The organism is Gemella cuniculi DSM 15828, from assembly GCF_000425665.1.
Classification (GTDB): domain Bacteria; phylum Bacillota; class Bacilli; order Staphylococcales; family Gemellaceae; genus Gemella; species Gemella cuniculi.
Map to the genome: position 1 here is coordinate 17189 of NZ_AUDW01000018.1, position 24445 is coordinate 41633.

Sequence of the window (24445 nt, forward strand, 5' to 3'; positions counted from 1 at the left end):
AGTGGTATTGGTTATTCTTATGCGAATAATCCTTCGATTGTTTGTCCATCAGCTAACTTAACGATAGCTTTTCTTCTTTTATTAGTGTATCCACCATATCTTCCAACACGACGGAATTTTGGTTTGTAGTTCATTACGTTCACTTTTTCAACTTTCACACCGAAGATTTCTTCAACAGCTTGCTTGATTTGAATTTTGTGAGCGCGTGTGTCTACTAGGAAAGTGTATTTATTTTCTTGCATCAATAAATAACTTTTTTCAGTTAATACTGGGCGTTTGATAATATCGCGTGCTTCCATTATGCTAATACCTCCCCAACTTTTTCTAATGCATCTTTAGTAAATACAACATTGTTGCTTCCTAAGATGTCTAATACATTAAGACCAGTTGTTTCTAAGAAAGTAACTCCTGGAATATTTCTTCCTGATAATACTGTATTTTCTTCGAACTCTGAAACTACGAATAATACTTTTTTATCTAAGCTAAGTTTTGTTAACATTTCTTTAAAGTTTTTAGTTTTGATTGTATCAAATGTTAAAGTTTCTAATGCAAATACTTCGTTAGCTGCTACTTTAGAAGATAAAGCAGAACGTAATGCTAAACGACGCATTTTTCTTGGCATTTTGAAGCTATAGCTACGTGGTGTTGGTCCAAATACTGTTCCACCTCCACGCCATTGTGGTGAACGGATAGATCCTTGACGAGCACGACCTGTCCCTTTTTGACGCCATGGTTTGCGACCACCACCTGAAACTTCAGAACGTCCTTTTGTTTTGTGTGTACCTTGACGAAGTGATGCTCTTTGTAAAGTTACAGCTTGGAATAAAACGTGTTGATTTGGTTCAATTCCGAATACTGCATCATTAGCTTCTACTGCACCAACTTTAGTACCGTCTTGTTTAAATAAATCTAATTGTGGCATTTTCTAATTTCCTCCTTCCGTATATTTTCCGATTATTTACCAGATTTAACTGCTGTTTGGATTTTTACGAAGCTTTTTTTAGAACCTGGAATACATCCTTTAATTAAGATTAATCCATTTTCTACATCAACGCTTACTACTTCTAAGTTTTGAGTTGTAACTGTAACTCCACCCATTTGACCTGGTAATGCTTTTCCTTTAAATACACGGTTAGGTGCTACAGGACCCATTGATCCAGGACGACGGTGGTAACGAGAACCGTGAGCCATTGGTCCACGACTTTGTCCATGACGCTTGATTGCCCCTTGGAATCCTTTACCTTTACTTACTCCTGTTACGTCAACTAAGTCCCCTGCTGCAAAAATATCAACTTGGACTTCTTGACCTACTTCATAACTAGCAACTTCTGCATCTCTAATTTCACGAATGAAACGTTTTGGTGCAGTAGTAGCTTTATCTGCGTGACCTTGTTCAGGTTTGTTCGCAACTTTTACTAAACGATCTTTACGTTCTTTATCGTAAGGACGTTTATCGTCGAATCCTAATTGGATTGCGTTGTATCCTTCAACTTCTTCTGTTTTCTTTTGTAGTACGACGTTACCTTTTGCTTCAACTACTGTTACTGGAATTAATTCTCCATTTTCAGCGAAGATTTGAGTCATTCCTACTTTTCTTCCTAAGATACCTTTGGTCATCGAAAGTCACCTCCTATAATTATAATTTTAATTCGATGTCAACACCTGATGGTAAGTTTAAGCTAATTAAAGCATCAACTGTTTTTTGTGTTGGTTCAATAATATCGATTAGGCGTTTGTGTGTACGTTGTTCAAATTGTTCACGGCTATCTTTATAAATGTGAACTGAACGTAAAATTGTATAAACTGCTTTTTCCGTTGGCAATGGAATTGGTCCAGAAACTTTTGCTCCAGAACGTTTTGCAGTTTCAACGATTTTCTCTGCACTTTGATCTACTAATCTGTGGTCATATCCTTTTAGACGAATACGAATTTTTTGTTTTGCCATCATTTCTCCTCCTATTACATTTATTCGCTGCTATCAAGTAGCAACTTCTCCACGAAAGTTCTCCAGCACGCCATGGCATGGCAAAGCGGCCGGGCGTGTCAGTAACCTTTCGCTTCAACGCAAGTCTTTTTCAGACCAACATTCACTATTATACACGTTAAACATCTATATTGCAAGAGATTTAATATAAAAATTTTAAAAAAAATTATGAATATGTTTTCCTAATTTCTTATTGGCTGACATGCGAAAAATATATTTCAATTTCTCCCATATTAAACACTAACTATCTTTTTTATGGAAGATTTTTTATTAGATTTTCTAAATTAACTATAACTATACATTGTTTTACAAAATCTTACTATATTAAATGGATAATGTTTCTATAGTATATTTATCATTCTTTTTTGTTTTCAACTTTGGTGCCAAGGCAAGAGAATTTTTTTAATTTTCAATATATATCGTGAATATTTTATATTTCACTTTTCTCAATATCAAACTAATTTAAATCCATAATTAAAAAGCGAGAAAAAATTCTCGCTTTCTTTAATTTAATTTATTTTTTGGCGTGAACATTATAAGTAATATCCAAATCACTTGATAACATATGCGACACTTTGCAACGTAGTTTTATATTATCTAAAACTCCTTGTCTATCCCCATTAGCCAATTCATTTTCTGTTCTATCTACATAAATATCTGCCACAATTTTTCTATTCTCATAATCAACTACAAGATCTGTTTTAACTTCTAAATCTTCTAGTCCATATGCTCTATGAAAATATCCCTTTGCACACATAGTCATGCATCCTACATACGCCACAGAAAATAAATTTACTGGACCGTCTTTACTTTCATCCATAAACATATCGTAATTGCCACCAAGCGAAGTAGTAGCATGAACTGTATATCCCTTATTAATTGTTCCTGTTACCTTATACATATTTGTTCTCCTTATTTTTTATTTTTACCCAAAAGGTAAATACATACCTTAATTATATCCCTAATTTATATTTTTTACAATTATTAAGGTAAGCGACTACATATCCTCTACTATGCTCTTCACGACTTCTAACAAATTAATATCTCTATAATTGTACTCAATACCAGAAAAGTCCATATATTTAGTAATATCGTTAGTTTGTAATATTAAAGTTGCTCCCGATTTACTCGCACCTAATGCTCCTGGTCTAGAATCTTCTATAGCTATTGTATTTTTTATATCAACACCTAATTTTTCCGCCGCAAGTAAATAAACATCTGGTGCAGGTTTTGGATTTTCTACTTCTATTTTAGTGGCAATAGCCTCTATATATTTCTCAAATCCTTTTCTTTCTAATCCCGTTCTTATATGTTCTTCTTTCCCATTAGAAGCAACAGCCATTTTTATACCATTGCTGTACAAATATTGCATCGTTTCTTTTATCCCAGGAAGAACACTAGCATTATGATAATTTTCTATTATACGCTGAGTGATTTCTTCTTCGAATTTATCATAAGCTTCATCTGTCATTCCATATTTATCTTTATAGTACTTTCTACTAGTTTCCTCATTTGTTCCAGATACATTTTCTATATAATCCATTTTATCCAAAGTTTCCCCCAGATATTCTTTTGTTAAATCCGCCATATTTTCATAATAGATTTTCTCTGTATCTACAATTGTCCCATCAAAATCAAATATTACCGCTTCAAGTTTCTCCACTAATTTTCTCCTTCATGAACTTATAAATATTACTCATTATTAACATTGTTTAAAATTAAGAAAAATAAGATAGTAAATTTTAAAATTTTTAAACTAATCTGCTTTAAGATTTCACTACCTTATTTTATCAAAAATAAAATTCTTATTTCAAACTTCTTTCTTTACCCTAATTATTCAAAACTTACCAAATCTTTCGCACTCATTCTTGTAGTAGGTCTTCCATCACGTTCTTTCTTCCCTAATGCAATTAACATTATTGGTACTAAATCTTCATTAATATCAAATAACTCAACTACTTTTTTCTTATTAAATCCACCCAAAATATTAGTATCATACCCTCTAGCATGTGCTACATTAGAAAACTGCATTGACCATAATCCGCAATCGTAATACACTATTTCTTTTTTCGTTTCTTTATCTAATGAATTTACCAAATACTCCATATTCCCACGAAACTCTTCTTTTATTTCAGGCGACATATATCCTTTATCCACAGCCGTACCGTAAATATCATGAAACTTATCAAAATAATTTAAATCACCTAAAAGAATAATCATAGCCGCTGAAGTGTCATTTTGAGTTTTATTATAATTGGCTGCCGATAATTTTTCTTTTCCTTCTGGTGTGTCTACTACTATATATCTCCAAGGTTGAAAATTACAAAATGATGGTGCACTATTAGCATCATCTAACATTTCTAAAATTTCTTCTCGTGATATTTTAACGCTATTATCATAATATTTTACTGAACGTCTATTCTTTATTACTTCAAAAAAATCTTTCATTACCATAATCTCCTTCAACTTTATTAACTATATGATTATACTACACTTGATAATTGGTATCAACTAATAAAATACTTTATCAAATTCTCATTAAAAAATTACTTCTATCAGATTACCACTGTAAATCCACATGTTCATTCATTTCTTTATAAGCTATATCAACTTTATTTTTCATAGCGTCATCTAATTTATCTCGATATTTTCCACCTTCAATAAAATCTTCTAAAATCATCACTCGATAATCAAAAAGTGGGTATCCTTGTGGTGTTTTTCTTCCATTCGGAGTAGAATGCACCAAAGTAGGATGTGCTTTTACAGTTTTTATTATAGTTTTATTATTTTCTTTTTCAAAGGTAATATCCATAAAAACTCCTCGTTCAGGCCACTTATTATCCATTATCTCCATTCTTTGATTAGAAATAAAGTTTCCCATAGAGTAAATAATGAATTTCTTTTCACCATTTTTTTCTACAGTTTCTGCTGGCTCTACTACATGCGGATGCCCTCCTAAAACAACATCCGCTCCCCAATTTATCATTTTATTATACAATCTTCTTTGTTCTTGAGTAGGTTGCAAATTATATTCTATCCCCATCTGAGGCATCACTATTGTTACATCCGCTTCTTGCTTAGCCTTTTCCAAATCACTTTTTATCTTATCTTCATTTAGATCAGAAAGATAATTATTATAATCTTCTTGTGAAAGGTTGGCTTCTAACCCATTATACCCATATGCATAAGCAAGGATAGCTATTTTTATTCCGTTTACCTCTTTAACTAAAATCTTATCCTCCGAGCGTTTTTTCTCCGTATGAACACCTACTACATCCAATCCCAAATCTTTAAAAGTTTTAGCTGTATATTTTAGTCCATATAATCCTGTATCCAAAATATGATTATGTGCCAAATCTACAACATCGTAACCAAGACTTTTCATAGTATCCGCTGTTTCTTTTGGAGCGTTAAAAAGTGGATATCCCGACAAAGGACTCTTATCACTTATTGTACCTTCATAGTCACCTATCGCCAAATCCGCTTTTTCAATCCATGGTTTGACATATTCAAAAAACTGATCAAAATTATAACTTCCATCACTTTGCCTTGCAGTATAATATAATGCATCATGATATAAAATGTCTCCATTGGCAACTACTCTTGCCCTTTTAACATGTGAATTCTTCTCACTTGCAATATCAGAATTTTCTACACTTTTTTTATCAGAATTTTCTATACAAAATATACCAACAGCTATAGCACCAACAAACACCATCACAGAACATAAACTCAATAATATTTTTTTCACCACAATCAACTCCTTAAATATATAGTTTTTTTATAACACAGTTGTCATTGAAAACTTTATCTTACTAAAATTTGTTCAATATAAAACCATAAAATATAACCTTTATTATATCAAATTTTAAAATTTTCTTCATCAAATAATCTATAAATCTTTTGTCAAAACAAAAAGTGATTGATAATTTAACAATTAAGCAAAATTATCAATCACCCTATTTATCAAAATTTATATTTTCTATTGAGAGATGAAAAATATCTTTGTCTCCTCCGCTTTGATTTTTCTTTCTCCCAATGTACTTATTATTTCTTAATTTTAAAATTTCCATAAACTATCTCTATTTCCCTAATTCGTTCAAAATCATTTGTGGTTTTGTAACCATAAGCAAATGATCATCCTCCTCTATTTGTGTATAATTTGTTTTCGTCAATTTAAAGTAGGAAAAAATAGTAACATTATTAAAAATTTCTCTACATTTTTTTAACAACTCTAAATTGTCAACTCCTGCGTACAAAGATAAATATTGCAACTCTATATCAGGTGATGGACTTATTACATACTCACTACCTTGTTTTCTAAGTTTTCTAAGCAGTAGTTCTGTTAGAAACTTGTCTTTCAATTCATCTACACTAAGTGTTTTTGATAGATATTCTTCTTTACTAGTGAACTTTATTTCTGATTCAAAATAGGATCTCAATATTGATCTTGGAGGTATAGGCTCTAATCCCTCAATAATAATTAAATTAATTCCATCAAGGTATTCACTAAACATTTCCAGCCCATTAAGCAAAACAACAGTCCCATAAGAAGCACATACTATATAACCGCCTCTTTTTACTTTTGTCATTTTATCTAATAGAACCTGATCTATTTCTTTTTTTGATATAGATTTAAAACTCTCTTCTGTAAATTCAATAAAATCAAAGGTTTGGTCTGGCATATTTTCCAAGACTCTTGTCCAAATATATCTATCCCAACCTAGTGGATTAATAAATAAGATATCTGTCGTCATTATTATCACCCTTTCAAATATCTACTAAAATCCTAATTCATTACCAAAATCCTCTAATTTATTTACTAGTATCGCCCCCTCTTTTATATATTCATTCATCGCCCAACTCATCTTATCACCAAATCTCCCTGGAAGACAAAATACATTGTTCCCTATTTCCAGTGAAAAATCTATCGTTCTTGACGTCCCACTTCTCTTTGCTGCTTCTGTTACTAACAACGAAGTAGAAATCCCAGCTACAAGTCTATTCCTTTCTAAAAATTTATATTTCCTTATTGGCGAAGTGGGAAAATACTCTGATATGATAAGATGATTTTGCGTTAATTTATCATAAAGATATCTACTTTTTTCTGGATATATAATATTATGCCCATGTGCAATTATTCCTATAGTGAATCCATTATTTTCTATCGTTGTTTCATGAGCTAAACTATCGACTCCAAGTGCAAGACCACTAATAATTACAAAATGATTTTCTACTAAATGTGGCACAATCTTTTCCAAAGCAACTTTTGAGTAATTTGTATTATTTCTACTGCCTACTATTGAAAATTTTCTTCTAAAAAGAAGTAAATCTTTATTCCCTCTATAAAAAATTACAAAAGGATAATCATATAATCTAAAAAATTCATTTGGATAGTAAGGATCGTCATAGAAAATATATTTGACATTATAGAACTCAAAGTAACTTTCAAAATCAAAATCCAAATTATAAATTAGCTTAGTATAAATTTCCTTGGAAGATTCTCCAAAACAATCTGAAAAATCTTCCATATCTATTTCTAAAATCTTTTCTATACTACCTAATTTTTGAATAACTTTATGTAGTTTCAAAGATGTGATTTTTTCTATCGCTAAAAGCGATAACAAAATCTTTTTCTCTTTGTTCGTCAACTTCCCATATAACTCCCCCATAATAAATTCCCCCTATAAAATTTTAATCTTCTTTTTCCACCAACAGTTTATAATATTCTTTAAATACTTTTAAAAATATCTCTCCTCTTTGCACATTATTTATATAAATACTATTTTTAAACTCTATAATGTTACTCATTATTCTTATAAGTTCAGAATAAGTTTTACCCTCTTTAAAAAATCGATACATTAAACCTTGCCAATAAACTAATGGGGTCTGAATTAACACCTGCTCTAGCATATTAATACCTATTGCATCAGGTATATTATTAAGCTCTATTTTTTGATTATAGAACATACTTAACACTTTATTTTTTATAGTTTTATCATATTTTAATTGTTCATAAACATAATTTTTTATATCTTCGGGGTATAGTTTTGATGTTAAATCCTTATCCAAAAGCTGTAAATCTAACGGCACATCAAAATTACGTATATCATAACTAGTTTTTATACAAACTGCATTTCTTTTTTTCAGATTGTGTGCCCAAATTTGGTAAAATTCAAATTTTTTATCCTCATTGTTCCAACCATAAAAAAATACTTTTCCTTGATAATAATTTAGAAAATTATCAACAAACGGTGCATATCTAATATAGCTTATTCCATCATAATTTTTTAATTCTTTTATAAATTTTTTCGTATCTATCAGCCAAATTAGTTTTATTCCAGCTTTTGAATATCCCTTTGTTCTTTCTTCAATGAGTTCATAAGGAATTACTGAACGTTGATATTCAAATGCAACATTGTTATCTTTTATATAAACATCTGCTATCTGAATACTACTTTCTGTTTTAAAAATATGTTCCACTTCTACATTACGATATCTTCCCTTAAAATGCTCATAAAGATCTTTTTTAGTTGCAAGATGTTCACTACTTTCTTTTTTATAAGTTTCATATTCACACGAACAATTTTTGGCATGAGCAAAATGCGATTGAATCTTTATACCCTTTTTAAAAATAACCTTCCCCTTACATATAGGACAATAATACTCCCCAGTTTTTTTAATATCACTATCCAAAGCATTGCAAACTTCATCTTTGTTATCGTATGCTACGTACATAATATTCTCCTTTTTCTTATGTATATCCATTTTATTTTTAAAACAATATTTAATATCTATTTAATTGCCAATTTACTTTAACTCTCTATACTTTCTGTATATGAAATCCTCTATCTCCACTTCAACAAACTTTGTTAAATCTATCCAAGATATTTCATTTTTATGGTTATCACTATCCACAAGATAAACTTTTTGTTCTTTTTCACAGAGATAATAATTCTTTTTACTGTCATAAAGCTCTGACATAAATTCCATATTACTCTCTATAGAAAACTCTAAGCATTTTTTATACCATGGTTGCTTCTCATGCTTTTTAACCTCTATAACACGATCATAATTTTTTATATTCATAAAAATTCCCCCTTTATACTTTTAAAAAATTTATCTTAATTATTAAAATTTTATTTTTTACAAACTAAGATTTCTAAATCTATAGTTATGGTTTTTAAATTTTTGATATCATCTACTGATATATCCTTAGAAAATGTTAATGGAGTCATCTTTAAAAACTGTTCAGCCAAATATTCATCAAGTTGGTAAGTTTCATAAATTTTAATTCTCTCCACAATTTTACAATTATCTTCTATTAGCTTAATTGTATCATCATTAGTATATGTTTTATTTTTGGTAATACTTCTAATCTCTCTTAAATAATTAGAATTAGGAATAATTTTTATCAAATACCCTCTATCGCCCAAAACTCTAAAAAATTCATTATAATTAGCTGGTGTCAAAATATTTAAAATACATGAAATACTATTAGATCGAAAGGGCAGCTTGGCTAAATTTGCTATTATATAGGGATTGCGTTTATCATCTTTTGTTGCTAACTCTATAGCATCTTTACTATTATCAAGTCCATAAAAATATTTCTCAGGGAATAATCTCTTTAATTCCTTAATATAATATCCCTCACCACATCCAATATCCACTACAATATCTTTAGAATACTTGCTTATTAATTCTCCCAAACACTCTAATACCTTTTTATAAAAATTGTTTTTAAAAATAATTCCTCTTGCTAAGAATAATTCCTCATTATATTTTGTTTTCCTGTAATTATTAATCAAATGTAAATAACCTTTTTTAGAAAAATCATAACTATGCTTTTCACCACAAGTTAAACTAATATTTTTTATTTCTGCATTACTCATACACTTTGGACACAAATAAATTTTTTCTTGATTAAATTTGTTTATAACATTTTCTATTCGCATAAAGTTCCTCTTTTACTTTCTTACTTAATTGTATCAAATAACATAAGATAAAGATAGTGATAACATAAAAAAACATTATAAATTTTCGCTTTTTTCAGTTTTTTAATAAACTTTATTTTTCTTATCTAAAACCTTTATATAATATGTTTTTTAAAAACAAAAACGACATCTTTATATTCGCTATAAAAATCATCGTTTGAAAATTTTATTTATTATTTTTTTTCAGTATTTTATAATTAAAATACAACTTGCAAATGATAAATTTTAAACATCATCCAAATTTATAAAATTTATTACTTTACATCTTTGAATTGACTTACTTAATTAACATTAGCCCTTCAAGTACAAAATTTTTATTTTGATATTTATAATTCAAGTTGCACGCTCTACTTTTTTTCTCTAAGTTCTTTGAAAAAATCTTTCATAAGTGTAGAACATTCTTCTTCCAAAATTCCAGATATAACATTAGCTCTGTGATTAAATTTTTTAGTATTCACTAGATTAAAACAACTACCACAACAACCATATTTAGAATCAGCTGCCCCAAAAATCACATTCTCTACCCTGGCTTGAACAATCCCACCACTGCACATAACACAAGGTTCAACAGTTGTATATAAAAAACTATTATCTAATCTCCAAAAACCTATTTTCTCACATGCTTCTTTTATTACAAGAAGTTCTGCATGATTCAACGCTTGCTGATTATGCTCACGAGTATTATGTGCCTTAGCTACAACTTCTCCATCAATCACCAAAACAGCTCCTACTGGAACTTCCCCTTTTTTATAAGCACGCCGTGCTTCTTCCAAAGCTAACTCCATATAATATTCATGTTCTTTCATATCAATATCCTCTCAAATCTATTTAGCACCCAAATGACAATTCTTACTCTAAACATACAATAAATAAAAGATTATTAAAGTTAAATTTTTTTGTTATTTTTAACATCTTAAAATAAAAATAACAAAAAAAAGCATAGATGAGTTCTATTACTACATACTTAAAGAAATTTTTTCAAATCCTCTTATATTCTCCTATTATAAAAGCTAAATTTATTTATGTCAATTACTTTAAAATCAGTAATTACAAAACTTTCAAATGATAACTACATTCAATTATTAAAAAAAATATTATAGTCTAGAATATATTAATAATGGATTTATTAATAGTAATTTTAAAAAAATAAATTTTGATAAAAAAACAATTATTATAACAACTTGAAATCTTCTTTATTTTTCTACAAATATGTTTTTAAAAATTCATTATACTAAAATATTAGTTTTCTCACTTCCTCCAACGAGCAACACCTCCCTACTAATAACCTTTCTTGTGTGTTATAATAACTTTGAAAAAAATATTATGAGGAGGAGTAAAAATGAATAAGAAAATAAAATTTTTTATAACATTTTTATTTACGTTACTGCTATGCACTGTAGCAATATATGAAAAAAATATAGTTAAAGCTGGTGAAAGAACTTTTTCACCTATGGTTTTAGAAAATGGAGAACCCGTTGAAGAACCAATTAGTTTTAAACTAATTAGCAATGACGGAAGTAATCACGTTATTCAAGCCACAAATGAAGAAGGATATATCGATTTTAAAAAGGTAAAAGAAGAGGTTAGTTATACCGTTAGCCTAGAAAAAAATAATACATATTCTATGAACAGTTTTTCTTTTACTATTAAAGACGGTATAGCTTATCGCGATGATAATAACGACATGCTTCTTAGTTTAGATGTGAGTAAAATCACCTCTGCTGAAACAGAAAAATCTGATAATTCAACAACAGATGAGGCTGATAATTCTAATAAAATAAATGAAAAAAGAACCACTCTTTTTCTTGCTGTTTTAGACAGAAAAGATGAAGTAACAGATAACTTAAAATTCGAATTCAAAAGTAATGATGAAACTATTACCTCTGACAATGACGAAGGTCAAGTAGGTGCAAAACTAAAACAAAATACAAGTTATACAGTAAAATTATTGGATAACTCTAAATATAATATGGATAGTTTTTCTTTTACTATTAAAGATGGAACACCTTATCGTGATGATAATGGGGAATTAGTAGTAAGTTTAGACTTAAAGAAAAAAAATACTTCTTCTACTATTCAACCAAATAATCCAACTAACAAAGAAGATTCTAACTCAGAAGATTGTGGTTGTGATGAAACTAATCAACAAAAAGTAAAAATTAAAAAAATGAAGTTAGTTGACTCTAAAAATCCTGAAGGTGAAACTATCAAAGACAAATTAACTTTTGTCTTCTTTAATGTTTCTAAACAAAAACCTGCAGGAGAGTTTACTTCTGAAGATGGAAAACTCCCAGAAATAGAGCTAATAGCTGACGATGAGTATGAAGTGTACTTAAAAGAAAACGATAACTACGGTATGAAGCATCGTCGTATCTACGCATTTATGAATCACTATCCAATTGATATGGACGATCCTTATGAAAGATATATCGATAGCTTCGAATTAATCAAAAAAGATAAAGATTATGTAGAGCCACAAAGAGAATCTGTTGAAGCTACTATGCAAGTGGCTTACAAAGGAAAAGTTTTAAAAGATGAATTAACTTTTGAATTTGTTAGTAACAACGAAACTATTCGTGCTACAAGCAAAAATGGAATAGTAAAAGTAAATTTAAGAGAAGGTGTTGACTATATGGTAGGTTTAGTAAACAGCGATAAATACGATATAGAAACTTTCCCTATTGTTATAAAAAACAAGCAAGTTGGTAAATTCCCTTATGATCATAGAACTTGTTACCTAGTAGAATACCTTAATGTTGTAGATAAAGGAACGATTTCTACAACTAACCCTCACTACACGATTGCAACAAAAGATGAAAAAGTTCGTATTTCTGGAATGAATTTTGCTGATCTTAAACTTGATGTTCAAAAAATAGATTCTAGCACCATCCCTGCGTTAAACGGAAAAAAAGCTGATGTATACGACATTAACTTTATTAATATTTACAGAAAAGAAGTAGTAAAACTAAAAGGTGATTTCACAGTCACACTACCTAAGGAACGTGGTAAAAAAGTAATCGCTATTTACTACATAAATAATTTAGGACAATTAGAAAAACGTGATCCTATTGATGGAGAGTTTAATAGTGTTATTACTTTTAAAACTGATCACTTCTCTCGTTATGCATTAGTATATGAAGAGGACAATCAACCTAATGCTGAGGAGCCTAAAGGTAACATGCCGAAAGTCGATCAACCTAATGCTGAGGAGCCTAAAGGTGACATGCCGAAAGTCGATCAACCTAAAGATGAGAAACCTAAAGGGGACATGCCGAAAGTCGATCAACCTAATGCTGAGGAGCCTAAAGGTGACATGCCGAAAGTCGATCAACCTAAAACTGAAAATCCTAAAGGTGACATACCAAAAGTCGATCAACCTAAAGATGAGAAACCTAAAGGGAATATGCCAAAAGTCGATCAACCTAAAACTGAAAATCCTAAAGGCAACATGCCGAAAGTCGATGAACTGAAAGCTGAAGCACCTAAGAAAGCTGAGAAGCCTAATACCAACGCACACAGCACAAATACTAAAGCAACCAAACTACCTAATACTGGTAACTCTGCTGCTAATACAACTTTTGCTGGAATTTTGGTATTACTTAGTACCTTGGCTAGCAGAAAGGTTAAACGTTAAAAAACAATTCTCTAAAAAGGAGCTGATGATTATATCAGCTCCTTACTTTTTTATTTATACCACTAAACTCCTTAAATTAATTATATTCTAGATTTAGCTATTCAAATATTTCAACATTCATATCTGCACATTCTTTTAATATTAATATTTACTAGAACAAAAAAACACAAAAGTAAAACTTGCGATAAAAATATCCCCTCATGGTACTAAACTGTTTTAGTAATTTTCCTTTTATAAAACACCTTCTAAAATTAAATAAAGTCATAAATTATGAATTTCTGTCTTAAAGATTCAATATATACACAAACAAAGAGAACATAGAAATTATATTCCCATAACTTCTATGCTCTTTAATTTCATATTTTTTTAGAATTTTTACTTCTTTATCTAAATTTCTACTCTGTTCTTAACGCTTCTACTGGATCTTTTTTCGCAGCTATTCTTGATGGAATTATACTAGCTACTAAAGTTAGAATAATACTTAACGCTATTAGACCTACTGCATATTCCATGGATAACCCTGCGTTAAAACTATCTATTTTTAATGCTTTAGCTATAGCTTTACTAATCGGTGCAGCTAGTGAAGCTGAAACTACCACTCCTAACACACCTGACACTAGACCAATAAGTCCAGCTTCTGAGATAAATATTCTTGTAATATCTTTTTTACGTGCTCCAATAGCCCTTAAGATACCAATTTCTTTCGTTCTCTCAACCACAGATACATAGGTCAAAATTCCAATCATAATTGATGATACGATTAAAGAAATCCCAGCAAATGCTGTTAAAATTAATGTAATTGTATCAATCATTTGTGACATAATACTTGTCATTTGTTTAGCTAAATCAGAATAAGTTATGCTATATTTGCTATAATCTGCACTCATTTGCCCATATTTATCTGCTATTTTCTTATTATATTCACTTATAGTTTTTGCTATTTCATCTCTATCACTAAATGTCTTAGGATAAATTAAGATAGAACTTGGAGAAGTTTCCGCTCCTAATTTTGATAAAACTTCATTAGCCACATCTTCTGTCATCTTTTCATTAGTCAGAATATTTTTTGTCTTGTTTTTTGCTTGTGCAACTACTATATCAGAAGTTTTTTCCTTATCTAATATAGCATCTTGCAATTCTTTTGTATAACCTAGTGAAGTTTGTGGATTTGTAAAACTATCTTTTGCTTTTAAAACTGCTACAACTCTTACTTTAGTCCCAGCATTATACATTTTTTCATCAACTGTTGCTGGGAAAAATCTATCTTCTACTTTTGAATAATAAGTGTTATTATCTACAATGCTGAATTCTTTACCTATTACATCTTCATACTTAACTTCTGAGTTTTCATTAAATCCAAGTGCTTTTAAAACATTTTTATCTATTTCATTATTTTTAGCTGTAAATAACACTATTTCATTACCAGTTGGATACTCAAAATTTTGTTTTTCTGATTTTACAACTTCATACTGATTTAGTATTAAATTCTTATCTGTCGGTAGTTCTCCAAAAATACTGTTGTCCCCAACAATATTACTCGCTGCTTCTTTTACTTCAGCTACCTCACCACTACTAGAATTTTTTGTTAAGGCTTTCATATTATATCCTTTAGTAAATCTTATCGTCGAATAATAATTTTTCGCATTATTTTGAATATAATTAATAAATGTTTCACCATTTCCTAATGCATCTATTTCATAAAGATTTCTATGTACATCTCGTCTTGATTTTGGCACCAACTTTTCTTTATCTGAACTTGAAGAATTTGTTTCTTCACCTATTCCAAAATTTACTTGATTAGCACTAATTGTTATCGGCATACTGGATAAATTTTCATTTTGCATAGTACTAATATACTTATCCATTCCTGATGAGATAGAAAGAACAAGTCCGATGCTAATTATCCCAATACTACTAGCTACAGTAGTCATTAACGAACGAAATTTTTTCGTTAACAAATTTTTAAAACTCGATTTTATAGCATTACCAAAAGACATGGCTGTTTTCTTTAGAGAATATCCTTTTTGATTTTCTTTTTCTAAAGCATAAGGATTTGTATCTTCTTTTATTTCCCCGTCTTTAACACGAATTATTCTATCACTATATTCTTTAGCAAGCTCTGGATTATGTGTTACCATTATAACTAACTTTTCTTTACTTATTTCTTTAATTAATTCCATAATCTGAACGCTAGTTTTACTGTCCAATGCTCCTGTTGGCTCATCTGCCAAAATAACTTTTGGATCTGTCACCAAGGCACGAGCTATTGCCACTCTTTGCATCTGACCGCCAGATAACTGGTTTGGTTTTTTATATAAATGATCAATAAGTCCTACATCTTTTAGTACTTTTTTGCTTTTTCATCAGCTTCTTTATTTGATTCTCCTGAAATAGACATTGCTAACTTAACGTTTTCTATAACGCTCAGATGCGAAATTAGATTGTAACTTTGAAAGACAAATCCTATCGTCCCATTTCGATAACTATCCCAATCTCGATCTGTAAATTCTTTAGTAGAACGTCCCATAAGAAGCATGTCACCAGAAGTATACTTATCCAATCCTCCAATAATATTTAAAAGTGTAGTCTTACCACTACCACTAGCTCCAAGTATTGAAACAAATTCATGCTTTCTAAAGGATATATTTACAGATTTTAGTACTTCTACATCACTATCGCCAGTACGATATTTTTTAATAATATTTTTTAATTCTAACATTATCTTACCCTCTCTGACTTTACTTTATAATTCCTACTAGTATAATCACGTTAGTTAATATAGACTTTAAATATCTCTAGTTTCTATAATAATATTGTTAAAATTTAAATTTATATCAAACACATCCTTTTACCTATCATTATCTTAGGATAATAAAAGATCCACGGTTAAATATAAACTATATTTCTAATTGTAAATATTAGAATAATTAATTAATAATTTTATATTTTTTAGCTAAGTAGAATGGATAAATAACAGATAATACCGCAAAAACAATAATTATAACTATTGAAACAATCAACTTGAATAGTCCGCTACAAAAAATTACAAAACCACTGAAGGACATAAATTTCGAATAAACTCTTATTACTTTTTGTTCGTTTATATTTTTTTCCAATCCAAAAAGTTTTATATTATAATTTCCCCAAAACTCTTTTTTCGGCATGTAATTCCCTAATACCATAAATAAAATTCCTATTATAAAAATCACTAATTTTGCTATCTCAACATTTCCTCTAATTGCATAAATAATTAGCACACTTTGGAAAATAACACTAAAAATTGGTAAGATGCTCTTTATTAATGCCCTACCTTTTTTGGCAGTTTGTTTTAAATCTACACTTACGGCTAATATTAATTGAATCATCGCTAAGAAAATAGGTAACATTACAACCCCAAGTTCTCTACTAATAAATCTATCTGGTTGACCATCTACTCCAAAATGAACAGCCATACTACTAGGTAATTCATTATAAAAATACAATCCCATAGTTATTGGTAATAAACATATAACCATACTTACTATTAAAAATTTTTTATCTACTCTCATCTTTTTTTCCTCCTAATTCATATATCCACATCAACACTTCTTCAAAAACACTGGCATTTAATTCATAATAAACAAAATTTTTATACTTTGTTTCCATTATTAATCCCGCTTTTTTTAGTTGAGTTAAATGATACGATACAGTTGCAGCTGACAAATTAAATTTTCCTGCAATATCACCAGCAGATTTTCTATCTTCCTTTAACAGCTCCAAAATATTTCTTCTAACAGGATCTGATATAGCTTTTAACGTTTCACTCATTCCCAAGTTTTCCACCTCCATTTAAAAAAATTGCAATTCTATTTCGATAACTATCTAAATAGAATATACACCTATTTCCCAAAAAAGTCAATAACTATTTCGAAAATTTTCTAAATAGCTATTGAAAACTTTTTCCATCCTTTATATAACTTGGTATAAGTTGATCTGAAAATTTATTTTTATAGTCTTATTTCAAAATAAATATTACTATCTATGAGTTTGTACAAATCACTTGAAAATTTATAATTTATTAGATAATATTTATTTTTTTAGATATTAAAAAATAATACTTTATACAAATCTACGAATATATTTCTTAATTTTTTCAGCATATAGAAATATCATACTATTGACATTTTTCCTATTTTTGATAAAATAAAATTGAAAATAATTGTACAATACCTCAAAGATAAAAAAGTATAATTTTCATACATTTTTAAAGATTTTAACTAAAAATATTTTAACCTTTGTTTTGTTTATATTAATTTTTAGTTATTTTCCCTGGAGGAATGTGTAATAAATAAAATCTTGTCGTTTATAAAATCAAAATATAAGCGATAACTTTCTTTCGCAAGAGTCAATAGATTAAAAGATTGTGTTTATCTTTTCACACAGTAATTTTTAATTACCGTTAAAATTAGCTAAAGGTATTTTTTCATTATGCCTTCAAACTGCAACATTGTAACTTCTTAATCATGTTGCTAATAAATAACTTTTGATTGTTAAAACTTTTAACAATAAACTTTTAATTTAACGCTAGATTTCTCTAGCTCACTACAAAATAACAATTTGCCCTAAATTTTATTTTGTGTTCATATAACGAAAAACAGTCTTCTATAGGCTGTTTTTTGTTTATGTCATGTGAAGTTTTTATTAAAGTTCTTATCCACACAAGATATTTATAAAATAAATAATGATGCATATGATCCCTAAATTCGAACAAGAGATAAGCTCCTCACATCAAAATACAAATAATTTATTTTTACCATTCTTAAATTAAAAAACCTTGAAATTAAGTAAATTTCAAGGTTTTTTATTATTTATTAATCAATTACCGATACTTTTAAGAAGTTTGTGCATCCTACATTACTTCTCGCTGTATTTACTGGAATTCCTCCAGTAATTACAATTGCATCTCCTTTAGATGCATAACCAGAGGTTTCTGCAATTTCTTTTGCTGTTTCTAACATTTCATCTGTTGATTTAACTTGAGAAGAAACTTTTGCATCTACTCCCCAAACTAAACTTAATCCACGTGCAACTTTTTCACTCGGAGTTACTGCTAAGATTGCAGCATTTGGTCTATATTTTGAAATTAGTCTTGCTGTTTGCCCAGATTCTGTGTAAGTTACAATAGTATGTAAGTCTAAGTTTAAAGCCGTATATCCCACTGACACTCCTATTGCATTTGTAATATCTTTAGATACTATTTTTCTTGAACGATCTTTTAGAATACGTGAATAGTCTTGCATCTCTTCTGTACGTTTAGCGATAGTTGCCATTGTTCGAACTGATTCGATTGGATATGCCCCCGCTGCTGATTCACCTGATAACATAATCGCATCAGTTCCATCATAAATCGCATTAGCTACATCTGATACTTCAGCACGAGTAGGACGTGGATTTTTTTGCATTGAATCTAACATTTGTGTAGCTGTAATTACGAATTTCCCTGCTGCATTACATTTTGAAATAATAGATTTTTGCATAATCGGTACTTCTTCTGCTGGAACTTCTACCCCAAGGTCACCACGAGCTATCATAATACCATCTGATACTTCAATAATCTCATCAATATTGTCTATAGCTTCTTGACATTCAATTTTAGGAATAATTTGAACATGTTCACAACCTTCTTCTTTTAGAATACGTCTAACTTCCAAAACATTTTCCTTAGTACGAACGAATGATGCTGCTACAAAGTCAATATCTTGTTTACATCCAAAACGAATATCTTCTTCATCTTTAGGAGTAATGCCTGGTAATTTAGTAGAAACACCTGGAACATTAACACCTTTTTTATTTTTAAGCACTCCACCATTTTGTACAGTTGTAAAAATTAATCCTTCATTTTTATCAACACTTTTTACTGTTAGCCCGATTAATCCATCATCAAGTAAAATAGTATCTCCAGCTTTAACATCATGCACTAATTCTCCATAAGTGATAGAGAATTTTTCTGGTGTCCCTAAAACTTCTGTCATAGACACAACAACATCTTTTCCTGTTTCTAAGATGATTGCATCATTTTCCATGTTGTTAGTTCTAATTTCAGGACCTTTTGTGTCTAACAAAATGGCTAAGTTTGTTCCTGTTTCTTCTCTAACTTCTTTTATAGTTTTAATTCTTTCTCCATGCTCTGAATAGTCTCCATGTGAAAAGTTTAAACGGCATACATTCATTCCTAACTCAACCATTTCTGTAAGTCTTTCTTTTGACTCAGATTTAGGCCCGATTGTACAAATTATTTTTGTTTTTTTCTGTATCATATTATTTTTTACCTCTTAGTTTTATCCTTAATAGTTATTTTATCTTATTTTCAGTGCGTTTTCAAATAATTTCTTTTTTATTTTCATAATTTCCAACAAATTACATTTCAAATAAAAAACTAGATTGAAAGTTGTTTTGAAACTTCGTAAATAGATAAATCTACTTCGTGAACATTACTAAATACATCTTCAAATTTTGTACTTACTAATCTATTATTTTGAATACCAACTGCTCTTCCTGATTCATCAGCAAGTAGTAATTGAACAGCATAATTACCAAGACGTGATGCTAAAACTCTATCCATTGCCGATGGAGTTCCTCCACGTTGGATATGTCCTAAAATCGTAGCACGGATTTCTTCTCCTGTAAGTTCTTTTAACTTAGCTGCTAATTCTTGTCCACCCATTACTCCTTCTGCTAAAACAATAATTGAGTGTTTTTTCCCACGATCTTCTCCAGCTTTTATTCTCGCTACAATTTCACTAATATCTTCTTTTTTCTCAGGGATTAAAAGACTTTCACTTCCTCCTGCAATCCCAGCAAGCAAAGCTAAATCTCCTGCATTACGCCCCATTACTTCAATAATAAATGCACGTTCATGACTTGAAGCAGTATCACGAACTTTGTCGATTGCATCTACAATAGTATTAAGTGCAGTATCAAAACCTATTGTGTAATCTGTACAACAAATATCATTATCAATAGTTCCTGGAATACCTACCGTTTTAATCTTCATTTCATTACTTAATGCCATTGCTCCACGATATGAACCATCTCCACCTATTACTACAAGTCCATCAATACCTAGAGCCTCAAGATTTTTTATGGCTATTTTTCTTACTTCGGGGTTAGCAAATTCTGGAAGACGTGCAGAATAAAGCATTGTTCCACCACGATTAATTATTCCACCAACATCTCCTACTTCTAATTTTTTTATATTATTTTCTACTAAACCTTTATATCCTTGGTATACGCCGTAAACTTCTAAACCATTATAAATTGCTGTTCTTACAACTGCACGCACCGCTGCATTCATTCCAGGTGCATCGCCACCACTTGTTAAAACTGCTATTTTTTTCATATAGTCTTACCTTCTTCCATTAGCTTTAATTAATATTTTTAGATTTACTTATCAACAATACCATATTTTTAGCTTTTTTTCTAGTAAAAAAACATCTTTGTTTGTTTTTTGTTTGTTTTTTTAATTATTCTTCTGTGTATGCTATTTTAATACGGTTTCTTGAAAACTGTTCCAAAAATTTATGAACAAAATCTTGTTCATTTTTTATGAAAGTTGTTACTCCTTGCGTTGAAGTATTATTTAATAAAGATATAACTTTTATGCCTGAAGAATCAGATTTATACTTATCAATTAAGCTAACTATTTTTTTATCAGAAATAATATAAATAATTTTTATATTATTTAGACAATATTCATTATAATTTTTCAAATTTGTTATTTTTTCCAAGATATATTGTTCTCTATTATTTCGTAATTGTTTTTTCAAAGTCATCACAGCAAATTTACCAACTTTTATAAAAGTATTAGCATATTTATAAACGCTAGGAAATACTGTTACATCATAATCATTTTTCCCATCATTAACCGTAAGAAATGCCATGTAATCTCCATTTTTTGTTTTTATTTCTTTTTTGGTTATTATTTCTACATAACTATCAGCCAATTCTCGACCTATATATTGAAGCGGAAGGTAAGAATATCTTTCTTTTTCTACTTGTACAGGATGTTTTAAAAAGTAAGTTCCTGTAACTTCTTTTTCCATTTTTATTTTTTCTTGGATTGGATAATCCTCTATTTCCTCTACTTTTAAAGTTAAACCACTTTCTGCGGATAATGCAACCCTAACATTATTAATATATTGTCTAGTATCTTCATAATAATCTTTTACTTTTTTTATAAGTGTTGCACGATTATATCCAAAACTATCTAGTGCACCTGCTTTTATTAGCGAAACAGCTGCTTGATAATCTACTTTTTTATTCATTCTTTTTAAGAAATCATCAATATCTGTGTATTTACCGAATTTCAATCTATCCTGCACTATTTCATAACTGCTACGATATCCAACATTTTTTATTGCAACTAGCGCAAAAACAATATCGTTTTTATAAACACTAAATTCTCCAAGACTAACATTTATATCTGGTTTTACTAACCTTATCCCCAAATTTGTTAATTCTTGTTTATATTCATTTATCTTCTTCTCACTATTAATTACGTTGTTTAGAAGTGCAGTCATAAAATATTTTGTGTAATAAACTTTTAAATACGCTAATCTATATGCCAACATACTATAAACAACTGCATGACTTTTATTAAACCCATAATTAGCAAAAGTAACTATCAAATCAAATAGTTTTTTTGCTGTGTCAATATTATAGCCAGCTAAGACTGACTTTTCTATAAAGATTTTACCATAATATTCCAAATCTTCTTTTTTCTTTTTACTCACTGCTCGCCTCATATTATCCGCTTCATTAAGTGTCATATGTGCAAAATTCACTGCAATAAGCATTATTTGTTCCTGATAAACAATTACTCCATAAGTATCTTTTAATATTTTTTCTAAATTAACATGAGGATAATTAACTTTTTCTAACCCATGTTTTCTACGTACATATGTTTCTATTTGTGCCATTGGACCTGGTCTATAAAGTGCATTCATTGCAACAATATCATTAAACTCTGTTGGTTTTAACAAACGCAACTTTTCTTTCATACCACTTGATTCAAATTGAAAAATCCCCTCTGTTCTTCCCTCTGCAAATAGATTATAGACATTTTTATCTTTATAATCTATCGCATTTATATCAAAATCTGGATTTTCTTTTCTTATAGCAGAAACAATATTGGATACCATAGTTAAATATCTAATACCAAGAAAATCTATTTTTAGTAATCCTACATTTTCTATATCATCCATCGTCCATTGAGTGATATATTTCGTCATATTCGATACCGCTAGTGGAGTATAATTTATTAACGGGTTATGATCACTAATTACTACCCCTGCTGCATGAACTGATGGATTTTTTGGTAAATTTTCTAAACTTAGTGCTACTTTGAACCATCTTCTATTTTGGTTACTTGAATTAACGAAATTTCTAAGCGATTCAGATATTTCATAACATTCTCGTAATGTTCTCGTAGAACTAATATTACTACTTATGAATTTTAAAGTTTCATCACTGAACTGCAAAATTCTTGCAGATTCTCTTGCAGCACTTTTTGATTGGAATGTAGTAAAAGTAATAATTTGTGCTACTTTATCTTCTCCATATTTTTCCTCAACATATTTTATAACTTCATCACGTCTTGTATCTTGAAAATCTATATCTATATCAGGCATAGAAATACGTTCTTTATTCAAAAATCTTTCAAAAAGAAGATTAAACTCTAAAGGATCCGCTTCTGTTATATTCAATAAATAACAGACTAAACTTCCAGCTGCACTTCCACGCCCTGCTCCTACTAAAATCCCATTATCTTTAGCATATTTCACAAAATCATATACTATTAAGAAATAATCATTAAAACCCATCTCATCAATAATTTTCAATTCATAATCATATCTTCTTTTATAAATATATGGGTCTTTGCCTTCTAACTTTTCCTTTGCACCTTTTTGTACCAAATAGTGTAAGTATTCTTTTGAAGTTAGATTGTTATAGATATCTTCATTACTACCAAAAACATATTTTGGCAAATGATAACTTGTAAAATCCAATTTATAATTAGAATATTTTATAATACTTTCTTGTTGCTCTAAAGATTTTTTTAACACGCATCGATAATCTTTATTCTCAATGGTATCCAACAATTCTTTAAAATCACTTTGTATTTTAACAAAATCGTCTCCTATCGTTGCCGTAAGCTCTCTTATATTCAATTTAGAATTATCCCTTATAGCACGACTAACAACCACCTGCTGATAATTATCTTTGTTTAAATAATAACTTGGTCTTGTGTAAACTGTATTTTCATAATATTGATAAAGACTATAATCAAAATTCTCATTAAACCCAAAATAAAAATTAAAACCTTCTAGCAGTTGCATTAAATAAGAAAACTCCATGCTATCACGCAATTCATCAACCAAAATAATTGTAAAATCATCCTTATAATCTTGCATATCAATTAAAAAATTTTCTAACAACATCTCTTTTTGGCTAGCTATTTTTGTTGAAATTTCTAGGAGTTTATAAAACATTTTGCTATTTTTACATAGAATATTAAAATTCAAAAAATTAATTCCATACCCTAGTTTCACCTCTAGTGCATGAATCAATTTTATATTTGTTTTTTGTGCTTGTTTTTCAGCTTTTATCGCTGCATACATGTTTGGATCTGTTATAACTACCGCTTGCTGATTATCTTTTTTTAACTTACTAAATAGTTCATCAATTTTTATCGTACTATTTAATAAATCATACGCACTATGCACCTGTAAATTATAATAAGTCATAATATTTCCTCCTTTCTTTTTATAATCATTAGTATCTAGAAAATATAGC

Annotated in this window: 23 protein-coding genes; 1 reads left to right on the plus strand and 22 read right to left on the minus strand. The window is 29.3% G+C overall.

What is annotated here, in order from left to right:
• Window positions 1-17: 17 nt before the first annotated feature.
• From rplW to tadA, 15 genes are all read right to left on the minus strand, one after another.
• Window positions 18-299, minus strand: a complete 282-nt coding sequence (rplW, locus tag H612_RS0102275; protein ID WP_027129984.1) for a 50S ribosomal protein L23 — start codon at window positions 297-299, stop codon at window positions 18-20.
• Window positions 299-922 carry a 50S ribosomal protein L4 gene (gene rplD / locus H612_RS0102280; protein WP_027129985.1) on the minus strand — a complete coding sequence of 208 codons (624 nt, stop codon included), beginning with the start codon at window positions 920-922 and terminating at the stop codon, window positions 299-301. Before rplD ends, rplW begins: the two co-directional genes overlap by 1 nt.
• A gap of 32 nt (window positions 923-954) precedes the next feature.
• The gene (gene rplC, locus H612_RS0102285; protein WP_027129986.1) at window positions 955-1617 is read right to left on the minus strand and encodes a 50S ribosomal protein L3; all 663 of its coding nucleotides are present in this window, start codon (window positions 1615-1617) and stop codon (window positions 955-957) included.
• A 19-nt stretch (window positions 1618-1636) separates the two neighbouring features.
• The gene (gene rpsJ, locus H612_RS0102290) at window positions 1637-1945 is read right to left on the minus strand and encodes a 30S ribosomal protein S10 (protein ID WP_003147624.1); all 309 of its coding nucleotides are present in this window, start codon (window positions 1943-1945) and stop codon (window positions 1637-1639) included.
• The gene (locus H612_RS10040) at window positions 1905-2063 is read right to left on the minus strand and encodes a hypothetical protein (RefSeq protein ID WP_169515552.1); all 159 of its coding nucleotides are present in this window, start codon (window positions 2061-2063) and stop codon (window positions 1905-1907) included. The genes rpsJ and H612_RS10040 overlap by 41 nt, the downstream gene beginning before the upstream one ends.
• A gap of 435 nt (window positions 2064-2498) precedes the next feature.
• Window positions 2499-2885 carry an OsmC family protein gene (locus H612_RS0102295; protein WP_027129987.1) on the minus strand — a complete coding sequence of 129 codons (387 nt, stop codon included), beginning with the start codon at window positions 2883-2885 and terminating at the stop codon, window positions 2499-2501.
• Window positions 2886-2981: 96 nt separating this feature from the next.
• Entirely contained in the window at window positions 2982-3647 is a 666-nt protein-coding gene (locus H612_RS0102300) for an HAD family hydrolase (protein ID WP_027129988.1), read from the minus strand.
• Window positions 3648-3817: 170 nt separating this feature from the next.
• Window positions 3818-4432, minus strand: coding sequence for a nitroreductase family protein (locus tag H612_RS0102305; RefSeq protein ID WP_027129989.1), 615 nt, complete (start codon window positions 4430-4432; stop codon window positions 3818-3820).
• Window positions 4433-4544: 112 nt separating this feature from the next.
• On the minus strand, window positions 4545-5735 hold the full coding sequence (locus H612_RS0102310; protein ID WP_027129990.1) for a CapA family protein: 1191 nt from the start codon (window positions 5733-5735) through the stop codon (window positions 4545-4547).
• Window positions 5736-6066: 331 nt separating this feature from the next.
• Window positions 6067-6741, minus strand: a complete 675-nt coding sequence (locus H612_RS0102320) for a hypothetical protein (RefSeq protein WP_035500182.1) — start codon at window positions 6739-6741, stop codon at window positions 6067-6069.
• 24 nt (window positions 6742-6765) lie between these two features.
• On the minus strand, window positions 6766-7656 hold the full coding sequence (gene dprA, locus H612_RS0102325) for a DNA-processing protein DprA (protein ID WP_027129992.1): 891 nt from the start codon (window positions 7654-7656) through the stop codon (window positions 6766-6768).
• Window positions 7657-7678: 22 nt separating this feature from the next.
• A complete protein-coding gene (locus H612_RS0102330) occupies window positions 7679-8722 on the minus strand; it encodes a competence protein CoiA (protein ID WP_027129993.1) in 1044 nt (347 codons plus the stop codon).
• A 72-nt stretch (window positions 8723-8794) separates the two neighbouring features.
• Entirely contained in the window at window positions 8795-9073 is a 279-nt protein-coding gene (locus H612_RS0102335) for a hypothetical protein (protein ID WP_027129994.1), read from the minus strand.
• Between the two features lie 50 nt (window positions 9074-9123).
• Window positions 9124-9939: a methyltransferase domain-containing protein gene (locus H612_RS0102340; RefSeq protein WP_027129995.1), complete on the minus strand. Its 816-nt coding sequence runs from the start codon at window positions 9937-9939 to the stop codon at window positions 9124-9126.
• 386 nt (window positions 9940-10325) lie between these two features.
• On the minus strand, window positions 10326-10784 hold the full coding sequence (gene tadA / locus H612_RS0102345; protein WP_027129996.1) for a tRNA adenosine(34) deaminase TadA: 459 nt from the start codon (window positions 10782-10784) through the stop codon (window positions 10326-10328).
• Between the two features lie 533 nt (window positions 10785-11317).
• Between tadA and H612_RS09500 the strand changes: the two genes are divergently transcribed.
• Entirely contained in the window at window positions 11318-13612 is a 2295-nt protein-coding gene (locus tag H612_RS09500; RefSeq protein WP_027129997.1) for an LPXTG cell wall anchor domain-containing protein, read from the plus strand.
• Window positions 13613-14007: 395 nt separating this feature from the next.
• Here H612_RS09500 and H612_RS08955 read toward each other — a convergent pair whose 3' ends face one another.
• The 7 genes from H612_RS08955 to H612_RS0102380 form a co-directional block, all read right to left on the minus strand.
• Window positions 14008-15939 (minus strand): ABC transporter ATP-binding protein/permease, encoded by a 1932-nt coding sequence (locus H612_RS08955; RefSeq protein ID WP_245570436.1) that lies wholly within the window; start codon window positions 15937-15939, stop codon window positions 14008-14010.
• A 14-nt stretch (window positions 15940-15953) separates the two neighbouring features.
• Window positions 15954-16331 (minus strand): ABC transporter ATP-binding protein, encoded by a 378-nt coding sequence (locus tag H612_RS10215; protein ID WP_245570435.1) that lies wholly within the window; start codon window positions 16329-16331, stop codon window positions 15954-15956.
• 208 nt (window positions 16332-16539) lie between these two features.
• Window positions 16540-17160, minus strand: a complete 621-nt coding sequence (locus tag H612_RS0102360; RefSeq protein ID WP_027129998.1) for a DUF1648 domain-containing protein — start codon at window positions 17158-17160, stop codon at window positions 16540-16542.
• Entirely contained in the window at window positions 17147-17419 is a 273-nt protein-coding gene (locus H612_RS0102365; RefSeq protein WP_084167231.1) for an autorepressor SdpR family transcription factor, read from the minus strand. Before H612_RS0102365 ends, H612_RS0102360 begins: the two co-directional genes overlap by 14 nt.
• 1043 nt (window positions 17420-18462) lie before the next feature.
• Window positions 18463-19908, minus strand: coding sequence for a pyruvate kinase (gene pyk, locus H612_RS0102370; RefSeq protein WP_027130000.1), 1446 nt, complete (start codon window positions 19906-19908; stop codon window positions 18463-18465).
• 119 nt (window positions 19909-20027) lie between these two features.
• On the minus strand, window positions 20028-20990 hold the full coding sequence (gene pfkA, locus H612_RS0102375) for a 6-phosphofructokinase (protein WP_027130001.1): 963 nt from the start codon (window positions 20988-20990) through the stop codon (window positions 20028-20030).
• Between the two features lie 124 nt (window positions 20991-21114).
• Window positions 21115-24396 (minus strand): DNA polymerase III subunit alpha, encoded by a 3282-nt coding sequence (locus tag H612_RS0102380; RefSeq protein ID WP_027130002.1) that lies wholly within the window; start codon window positions 24394-24396, stop codon window positions 21115-21117.
• Between the last annotated feature and the right edge of the window lie 49 nt (window positions 24397-24445).